Raw genomic sequence first — 9,007 nt, forward strand, 5'->3', positions numbered from 1 at the left:
AGACAGGGCAAGAACAAGGATGCAATATGCCAAAATCGGCCTTAATTTGATGGTGCGCCCAAGCAGGTTGACTTCTTTTTTAGTGTTTTTTGGGTCAAGATATTTCATTGTGAAAAATAGAGTGATTGCAAGAAACGGCATTCCAAAAAGCCAGCCAATCACAGAGGCTAAGAAAAGCTCAATAACACCTGTCCCTGCTTGACCCCTCAGGCATCTTGCCATTGTTCCACCCCACCTATTTTTCTTCTGTTAATCACGCCATTACTCAACCCTGCAAAACCCCGGTTTTCTTCCCGCAAGCAACGAACTTTTCAACCGCAAGCTCCAAATCCTCCGTGCTTAGCTGAGCATTCATCATTACCCGAATCCGAGCCTTGTCCTTTGCAACCATTGGAAACACGATTGGCAGGGCAAACACGCCCTGCTCGAAAAGTTCTGCCGACAGGTTTTGCGCCTTTATTGATTCGCCGCACATGACAGGAGTTATTGGTGTTGTGCTGTTTCCAGTGTCAAAGCCTGCGCCTTTCATCTGCTTTTTGAAATATTTTGTGTTTTTCCAGAGTTTCTTTAGGTGGCGCGGCTCGCTTTCCATTATGTCAAGTGCTGCCATGCACCCTGCAACAGTTGCAGGCGGAGCCGAGCCTGACAAAAGAAAAGTCCTTGCGTTGTTCCACAAAAAGTCGTGAAGGGCCTGCGAGCCGGACACATAGCCGCCAACAACGCCTAGGGCCTTTGAAAACGTGCCCATCTCTATATCAATTTTCCCTTCAAGCCCAAAGTGGCTTGCAGCCCCCCTGCCGCACTCCCCAAGCACGCCATCGCCATGCGCATCATCAACGTAAATTATTGCCCCGTGCTTTTTTGCAACAGGAGTGATTTTGTCAAGCGGGGCCACATCCCCATCCATTGAAAACACGCCGTCGGTAAGGACAAAAAGGCGGTTGTATGATTGTTTTTGGCCAGACTTGTCAGTGTAGCCTTTTGTTGCGGCCTCTTCAAGCACGCGTGCCAAATCCTGCGCGTCTGCATGCTTGTAAATCGTCCTTTGCGCCTTTGAAAGGCGCACCCCGTCAATGATGCTTCCATGATTCAGCTCGTCTGAAACAAGCAGGTCCCCTTCACCTGAAATCGCAGGGATTGTGCCTGCATTTGCAGCAAAGCCTGTCTGGAAATAAAGCGCAGCTGGGGTGTGCTTGAATTTTGCAATTTTCTCCTCAAGCTGCGTGTGCAAGTCCATTGTGCCTGCAATTACGCGCACAGAGCCGGAGCCTGCGCCCCATTGCTTTGCCGCAGTGATTTGAGCCCTGATGATTTTTTTGTGGCTTGACAGGCCAAGATAGTTGTTTGAGCAAAGCATCAGCACGTCCTTGCCCTCAACCTTGCAGCGGGGGACTGACATTCCACCTAACCTTCGAAGCTTCCAGTCAAGCCCTGCCGATTTTTTCTCATCCACCTTTGATTTTAGGTATTCATCAAAATTCACAAAAACCACCTGCATTTGACATTTTATAGATTGGCTGGAGGCATACAAACCTGCACTGACACGCCTGCTGATGGATTGGTTTTGCCCCTGCAGGCATAAAAAAGGCATGGAATTGCACTGGCGCCGGATAAAGTGTCAAAAGATGATGTTTTATATATTTATGTTGCGCGATAAATTGGATTTGATGGCAAAACTCCTAGTGCAAGAAAGAAATAAAATAAGAGATCCGGTGGAAGGCGCAAAGTCCCAAAGAAGGGCATTTGAGGGGCTTGAGGCAAACCAGCACTTCAAGCTGTTATTGCCTTATGCTGATGAATATTCCGGCAAGGCGAATGGAAAACCATATCCTTCTGCTGAACTTTCAAGGATAGCAAGGACTGAAGAAAACGAGGATAAGATAAATTCGGCAATTTACACAATGGCAATGCGTGGCGACTGGCAGTGGGTTTCTTACATTGCAAAACACATTGGAGGCAGGGCTGGAAAAATGGCAAGGGTATCGCTTTTGCAAGGTTTGGACAGCCTGATAGCGGACAGATATTATGAGATGATAGGGCTGGTTGCATTTTATGAAAAAGGCACTGCGGATGGTGGCAGGGCGCTTGAATTTCTAATAAAAGAATATGAAGAAAGCAGGTATGCAAAAGCCCTTGTTTTGGTTGGGCTTGATGCTGCCAAAAACGGCGGAATGCTTAATCGAAAAAACCCCGAGGCAAAATGGGAATACGAAGAGCATTGAGGTGGCTGAAATGACAACTGCAAGATGCGATTTGATATTTAGGGGCTCGGGACCTAGCATGACAGGGAGTGAAGCAGCAGGTGGCAATGCAAGTGTGGCTGACAAATGGACAAAACGGGTCTGGCAAACAGAAACTATCAGAAAACTGCCAGGGAGAAGAAAGCCCGACTATTATTATTTGGACTATTTGGAGGCGCAAAAGGCAAAGACCGCAGCGCAGGCATTGCCGCATATTCGAAAACTTCTGGATGCGAATAGGTTTGCCGAAGTCCTAAAGCTTGCAATGCTGAATGACTCGGTTGGAAAAACTGCAAGGGATGAGATATATGGCAGGACAAAACGGCTTGAGGAAAAAGGCGAGTGGACGCTGATTGCAACGATTGCAACATTTTTTGAAAATAATGGCAGGCGGGAAGTGATGGTGAATGACATATTAAATGCAGCCAAGGCAAACCCGCAGGATGAGGTGGCGGCGCATGCGATTAAGATGCTCAAGCGTGATGGAGTGTTGAAGGAGTAGGGTTATAAGGGCAAACAAGCATAAAAAGGTTTAAGACACGCGCACCATACGCGCATTTTGAGCGGCTGAACCGCAAAAAGAGAAATGGAATTTCGAGGCTGGGTTTATGGCAAACTTGGAACTAAAAAAATTCATGCAGCCAAATCAACATAAAAAAACAGATTTTAGAAAGGTGCTTTTGATTAAGACAGCAGCACTAAGGTTGAAATTATTGCTTGAGGAAAAAAGATACCATGCGATTTTGGGGCTGGAGCGAGAAAGCAAAGTACAATATCAAAGCCCAATAAATCAGAGTGCAATTGACGGCTTGTTTGAAAGGCTTGATGAAATTGAGAAAAGCGGCGATCTGGTCCTTATTGGCAAAATGAGCTTTTATACAGGCAAACCCCATCAGAAGGAAAAACTTAACAGTATATTGAGAGAAGCGCTCAAATCCAATGATATGCAAGCCAAGTATCTTGCAAAGCTTGGGCTGCTTGCATCGGTCAATAGACTTGACTTTGAGGCGCTCGATAATAAATAGAGACCTTGGTAGTTACTAAGTTTAAGGTTATTTTGCCAAAGGGCGCACCCGCGTTTGTTGGCAGGAATGCATTTGAAGGCATTGAGAAAAACCCTTTTTTTAGCGTGCTTTTGCCTTTTGCTGACCAATATAACGGCAAGGATGTGAGGCACAAGGCAAGTGCACTTGAGCTTGTAAACATTGTGCTTCATGACGAAAACGAGGAGAGGGTGACAAGTGCCATATATGTGCTTGCAAGAAGGGGCTGCCTAAAGGAGCTTGAGTACCTGGAAAAAAACAGCGCAGGGCATGCCAAAAAATTTGCAAAGACAGCCCTAGGCCAGATGGAAAAGAAAGCCTGAATTGGAATACAAAGCGGCAGCACAGAAGGCCAGTTTGATTGAAAGTCAAGGCAGGATGGCGGGAAATTGTAAATTATCCCGTCCTTTGCGAATACCTAGAGCGGGCGTCGATTTGATAGGCAAGGGAGACTATTGATTCATTGGAAGCGGCTTTTTTTTGGCTTGCTGTCCCAATTCCCCTCCGGCCTGCAGGTTGCACTGCCAAGTAGCCTGAAATGAAGCTTGTTGAAAGTTTGTTGTCCCGGGCTTTGAGGTTTCCGGTTGCCTTGAGAAATGTCAGCACGTCGGTTGCCCTATCCTCGTCCCTGCCTGAAAACTTGCCAAGCCCAAAATCAATGACCCAGGCCGAATCATCCTCCATCACTGCAATGTTTGCAGGAGTGTAATCGCCGTGCACAATGCCACTTTTATGGATTGTAGCAAGAAGAGAGCCTGACTTGAAAAAAAGCCCCTCAAGCCCCTTTTTGGGAGTTTTTCCCCGTCCTATAAGCTGGTGGAGCATGGAGCACTTGAGCCGCTCCATTATAATGTTGAAGCTGCCCCAGCGCAGGACCTTTGGGCAGGGCACACCGGATTGCCTTGCATGGGATAAAAGCCGCACCTCAAGCCTTGTGCGGGTTTCCCTAAGCCTCAGGTCAAGGGATTGGTCACGGTATCTTTTTTTAACGCGGATTTTTTCAACTGCCGCCTTGCCTTCAAGCCTGCAGGCCCTAACAATGCTTTCAGCGCCTTTCATCAATGCAGAGTTTTTTGAGCCAGGCATGAAATCCCCAAAACCAAATTCTGAAAACCAAAAACTGCTTTTCTTCCAAAATGTCAGACAATCCATGCGTTGAGTGTCACTGAAAGGCCGCGGTCTTTTGCAAGAAATTGCAAGCCCGCTTTTGTCCTATTGCTGTTGCCTGAAAAAGTGGCGCAATGCAAAAGTGATGATTAAAAGCCACAGGGCAGTTTCCAAATCCATCCTTAAGGCAAGCATGAGCCCCAGGATGAACGCCACTGTTGCCGCCCAGATGGCAAGGCTCCAGGCATAGACTTTGGCCCCGTCAAGTGGCATCATAGGGAGCATGTTGAAAAAAGCAAGAAATGCGTTTGTTGAGGCTGCAAAGAAAAGCAAGTTGAGCTGCTGGCCAAGCACAAGCACGCGCGCAGAAGGGCCAAGCACAAGGCCAAGGCCCAAAAATAGCAGGCCAAGTGCGATGTTTGTCAGCGGACCGACAAGGGAGATGATGCCGTTTTGCTTTCTTGAGATGCCTGCCGAGTAGATGTAAACTGCGCCTGGGGACAGGAAGGTGAATGGCAGGAAAAGCGCCAAAAGTAGGCCAATCAAAAGCCCCTGTGGCGAGGCCTGGAACTGCGCCCAAGCACCATATTTTATTGCAAAGTACTTGTGCATTGACTCATGCAGGATAAAGCCAATGCCGATTGAAAACGCGGAGACGGAAAAAAGCACGATGAATGCCCCCGGGCCTGCGGCAATAAGGCTTGACAGGCCGCCTGCAAAAAGGAAGGTAAAGGCAAGCGAGATTGCAACCACTGAAACCGCGATATTGAGAATTTCGTCGGTTGTGAATTGGAAGTGATGCGCCATGAAAACCACTTGAAAATACGAGTTTAACACGCCACAAGATTGCTGCTGAATAAGTTAGTTAATTTGTTAGATGTTTTGACTGGCCTAGTTACCTGTACATTGAGCCGCCGGCATCCTTCTCAAACTTTTTCATGGCCTCGACGCTTTGCTTGGTCACCGAGGAGCGCAAGGTTTTAAGGGCAGTGTCAAAGTGCTTGTTTGTCACCTTCTCTGCCTTCATGTTTTCCCGAATCGCGGCCATTCCAGCCTCTCGGCAGATGTTCTCTATGTCGGCTCCGGAAAGACCCTCCGTCTTTTTTGCAAGCTCGGCAAATGAGACGTCCTTTGCAATAGGCATCTTCTTTGTGTGCACCTTGAAAATTTCCTCGCGCGTCTGCTCATCTGGAAGCGGTATGTCCACAATCTTGTCAAACCTGCCAGCGCGAAGCAAGGCCGGGTCCACGATGTCGGGCCTGTTGGTTGCCGCAATCACTACAATGTTTTTGAGGTTTGCAAGCCCGTCCATTTCCGTAAGAAACGAGTTGACAATGCGCTCTGTCACCTTTGAGCTCTCGTCAGTGCCCCTGTATGGCGTAACCGCATCTATCTCGTCAATGAAGACAATGGCAGGGGCTGCAGTCCTTGCTTTCCTGAATAGCTCGCGCACCGCCTTTTCCGACTCCCCCACCCACTTTGAGAGTATTTCAGGTGCCTTTATGGAGATGAAGTTTGCCTCAGACTCTGTTGCAACAGCCTTTGCAAGAAGAGTCTTGCCAGTGCCTGGAAGCCCGATTAGAAGTATGCCCTTGATTGGCCGTATGCCAAGCTTTGTGAAAACCTCCGGATTTTTCAGCGGAAGCTCTATTGCCTCTTTTAGCTCTGATTTCACCTTTGACAGGCCGCCGATGTCCTCCCATTTGACATTTGGCTTTTCTATGAACACCTCGCGCAGGGCAGAGGGGTGGATTTCGCGCAACGCGTCAAAAAAGTCGTCCCTTGTGACTCGAAGGTTGTCAAGCACGACAGGAGGGATGTCCTGCGATAAATCCAAGTCTGGAAGGATGCGCCTCAAAGTCTTCATTGCAGACTCCTTGATAAGAAGCGTCAGGTCTGCTCCCGTGTAGCCGTGTGTGATGTTTGCAAGCTCATCAAGGGACACCTTGTCGTCAAGGGGCATTCCCCTTGTGTGTATCTGGAGGATTTCCTTGCGCCCATCGCGATCAGGCACCCCAAGCTCTATCTCGCGGTCAAACCTGCCCGGCCTTCTAAGGGCTGGGTCGATTGAATTTGGCCTGTTTGTTGCGCCAATCACAATTACTTGCCCGCGCGTCTTGAGGCCGTCAAGAAGCGTGAGAAGCTGGGAGACCATGCGCCGCTCGACCTCGCCTTGCGCCTCCTCGCGCTTTGGCGCAATCGCATCAATCTCGTCCATGAAAATTATTGAAGGCGAGCTGTCCTGCGCATCCTTGAACAGGCCCCTGAGTTTTTCCTCAGATTCGCCGACAAACTTGGAGACAAGCTCCGGGCCTGCGATATGTATGAAATTAGCCTCCGACTCAGAGGCAACTGCCTTTGCAAGAAGCGTTTTTCCTGTTCCTGGCGGGCCGTAAAGAAGCACGCCTTTAGGGGCCTCAATCCCAAGCTTTTCAAATAGCTCAGGATGGCGAAGCGGAAGCTCTACCATCTCGCGTATTTTTTTGATTGTGTCCTTCATGCCCCCGACATCCTCATAAGAGATGCTTGGGGCTGCAGAAACGTCCTTTACAGGCTCATCCTTGAGGACAACTTCGGTGGCCTCATTGACCATTACAACCCCGATTGGCTGGACAACAGCGGCAACAAGGGGAAATGAGGTGCCAAACACGCCTACAAAGATTGTGTCGCCTTTGGTAAGCGCGCGGCCAATTAATTTCTTTTTTACAAACTGGTCAAAACCTGGCGAGTATTTAATTGGAACTGTTGGGACAAGTATGACTTTTTTTGCCTCCTTAAGCTCCGCTTTCTTGACAAGTATCTTGTCGCCAAGGGCAACTCCCGTGTTCTGGCGCATGTAGCCATCCATGCGGATAAGATTGAGGCCCTCGTCTTGAGGGTGCGCCTGCCAGACAACGGCAGCAGTTGAGCGCTTGCCCTTAAGCTCCACAATGTCCCCTGTTGAGACGCCTAGCTCTGCCCTTGCCTTGTTGTCAATGCGCACAAGCCCCCTGCCAACGTCGGTCTGGTAGGATTCGGCGACTTTAAGCTCAACTGTTTTTGTCATAACTGCACCTGATTGTGATTGGTTTTGAAATATTGTTTTGGGATTTTATTGAATATGCGCCTGGACAAATAAACTCCGTAGGATTTTCAAAAGTCCTAATTCATTTGTTGCTAGATATGAGGCGCACAAGGGATATAAAGAGAGCAGGCTTTGGCCGGGAGAGAAGAGAAGTGTACATTTTTGTACTTTTTTATGCAGGCATTGTTATTTCCATCATTGAAACTAGCCTTTTGCCATGCTTGGAGCGAATTACCTGTAGCTCGTTTGGCGAGAGACATTCAATATGAAGTTCCACGGCTTCTTTAAGATTTGCCATGGCTTCCTCCACGCTGTGGCCCTGTGATGCGACATCCAATTCAGGGCACCATGAAGAGTACGAGTTTCCTTCTGGAATCAACACTATGGAGAAGCTTATTTTGTCCATGTATATAGGTAGAAGCAAGGTTATTTATATAAGTTTGTAAATAATAACTATAACAGTACCAAATAAATAAAATAAGTGGGAAAATGGAAACAAAAATATCAGTAAAAGACCCGCTTGGGATTCTTTTTGTTGACGGTTCAGAGGTTGACAGGCAACTTTTAAGCAACATACTTCTTGATTACGTAAGGCTTGATGAAAAAGGCGGCATTTATCCTATGCCCAAATTTTATCAACAAACAAACAAAAATAAAATACTGTTATTATTGTTGTCAAAGAAAGCTCTTATGCTAAAAACAGGTTTGGATGAGCCTATATCGCCAGCAGAGTTAAGCAAAATAGTTGACATGCCAGACGGCTCGCTAAGGCCTACTTTGAGCATTCTAGTAGACGAGAAGCTTGTTAATGTCAAAGATAGCAAGTATGCAGCAATTTCAAGCGCACTGCAACGTTGCGCTAGACTATTGAGCATAAAAGCAATAGAAACACAAGCACAGAAAACCGAGGAAGCCGAAAGCGCCAGCCAAGGCAAAAAAACTAGCATGAGAGACCAGATTGAGAGCCTGATGGCAGCCGGGAAACTGGAGGGTGGTAAATCGGCAAGAGAAATTTATGACATGGTTTGCAAGAACAGGCCTGACACAAAGTTCGGGTCCATATACAAGGTTATCTTGGATTTGGTAAAGGAAAAAAGAGTTTCAAGGGAGAACAAGGAAGCGACATGGATTTACAAAAAAGGGATTGAGTGAAACCTGCATCTGGAAAAGAAGTGGTAAAACTTCTTCAAAAACTTGGGTTTAGTTTTAAGCGCCAAAAAGGCAGTCACTTACACCTAGTTAAAGAAGTGCAGGGAACAGTTCACCATGTTACAGTGCCAGTTCACGGAAATGAAGATTTGAATTTGTTTGTTTTGCGTTCTATAGCAAGACAAGCAGGCTATACCGCAGAAGAATTTTCACAGCTACTTATTGAAAAATAAGAGAGACCCAGGTTGACTTGTTCTCTTTCTGTTTCAACTAAGTTTTGGCAAACATCACGGGCTTTTTTGCGGCGCGCACAACAAGCCTTGAGCCTGATTTGACGCGGAAAATCTGCTGTCCGTCAACAACAACCTCAACATCGCACTCGCACTTCAGCGACAGGAAGCACA

Annotated in this window: 11 protein-coding genes and 1 pseudogene; 6 read left to right on the forward strand and 6 right to left on the reverse strand. The window is 47.3% G+C overall.

The window, feature by feature from the left end; genetic code table 11:
• On the reverse strand, positions 1-222 hold a 222-nt coding region (locus FJZ26_02305; GenBank protein MBM3229239.1), incomplete at its 3' end, for a hypothetical protein.
• Positions 223-265: 43 nt separating this feature from the next.
• Positions 266-1,492: an aminotransferase class I/II-fold pyridoxal phosphate-dependent enzyme gene (locus tag FJZ26_02310; protein MBM3229240.1), complete on the reverse strand. Its 1,227-nt coding sequence runs from the start codon at positions 1,490-1,492 to the stop codon at positions 266-268.
• A 175-nt stretch (positions 1,493-1,667) separates the two neighbouring features.
• On the opposite strand from FJZ26_02310, the gene FJZ26_02315 reads away from it, so the two are divergent.
• The 4 genes from FJZ26_02315 to FJZ26_02330 all read left to right on the forward strand — a co-directional run bounded on the left by FJZ26_02315 (position 1,668) and on the right by FJZ26_02330 (position 3,606).
• Positions 1,668-2,222, forward strand: a complete 555-nt coding sequence (locus FJZ26_02315; GenBank protein MBM3229241.1) for a hypothetical protein — start codon at positions 1,668-1,670, stop codon at positions 2,220-2,222.
• A gap of 10 nt (positions 2,223-2,232) precedes the next feature.
• On the forward strand, positions 2,233-2,742 hold the full coding sequence (locus FJZ26_02320; GenBank protein ID MBM3229242.1) for a hypothetical protein: 510 nt from the start codon (positions 2,233-2,235) through the stop codon (positions 2,740-2,742).
• A 106-nt stretch (positions 2,743-2,848) separates the two neighbouring features.
• A complete protein-coding gene (locus FJZ26_02325) occupies positions 2,849-3,265 on the forward strand; it encodes a hypothetical protein (protein MBM3229243.1) in 417 nt (138 codons plus the stop codon).
• A gap of 5 nt (positions 3,266-3,270) precedes the next feature.
• Positions 3,271-3,606 carry a hypothetical protein gene (locus FJZ26_02330; protein ID MBM3229244.1) on the forward strand — a complete coding sequence of 112 codons (336 nt, stop codon included), beginning with the start codon at positions 3,271-3,273 and terminating at the stop codon, positions 3,604-3,606.
• A 73-nt stretch (positions 3,607-3,679) separates the two neighbouring features.
• On the opposite strand, the gene FJZ26_02335 is transcribed toward FJZ26_02330, so the two are convergent.
• From FJZ26_02335 to FJZ26_02350, 4 genes and pseudogenes are all read right to left on the reverse strand, one after another.
• Positions 3,680-4,435, reverse strand: coding sequence for a Kae1-associated serine/threonine protein kinase (locus FJZ26_02335; GenBank protein MBM3229245.1), 756 nt, complete (start codon positions 4,433-4,435; stop codon positions 3,680-3,682).
• A gap of 60 nt (positions 4,436-4,495) precedes the next feature.
• Positions 4,496-5,197 (reverse strand): site-2 protease family protein, encoded by a 702-nt coding sequence (locus tag FJZ26_02340; GenBank protein ID MBM3229246.1) that lies wholly within the window; start codon positions 5,195-5,197, stop codon positions 4,496-4,498.
• 88 nt (positions 5,198-5,285) lie between these two features.
• Positions 5,286-7,436 carry a CDC48 family AAA ATPase gene (locus FJZ26_02345; GenBank protein MBM3229247.1) on the reverse strand — a complete coding sequence of 717 codons (2,151 nt, stop codon included), beginning with the start codon at positions 7,434-7,436 and terminating at the stop codon, positions 5,286-5,288.
• Between the two features lie 253 nt (positions 7,437-7,689).
• Positions 7,690-7,860: pseudogene (locus tag FJZ26_02350) on the reverse strand (type II toxin-antitoxin system HicB family antitoxin).
• Between the two features lie 83 nt (positions 7,861-7,943).
• Between FJZ26_02350 and FJZ26_02355 the strand changes: the two are divergent.
• Both FJZ26_02355 and FJZ26_02360 read left to right on the forward strand, forming a co-directional pair.
• Entirely contained in the window at positions 7,944-8,606 is a 663-nt protein-coding gene (locus FJZ26_02355; protein ID MBM3229248.1) for a hypothetical protein, read from the forward strand.
• Positions 8,603-8,836, forward strand: coding sequence for a type II toxin-antitoxin system HicA family toxin (locus tag FJZ26_02360; protein ID MBM3229249.1), 234 nt, complete (start codon positions 8,603-8,605; stop codon positions 8,834-8,836). Before FJZ26_02355 ends, FJZ26_02360 begins: the two co-directional genes overlap by 4 nt.
• Positions 8,837-9,007: the final 171 nt, after the last annotated feature.

It is taken from the genome of Candidatus Parvarchaeota archaeon (assembly GCA_016866895.1).
In the GTDB taxonomy this organism is placed as follows: Archaea; Micrarchaeota; Micrarchaeia; order Anstonellales; family VGKX01; genus VGKX01.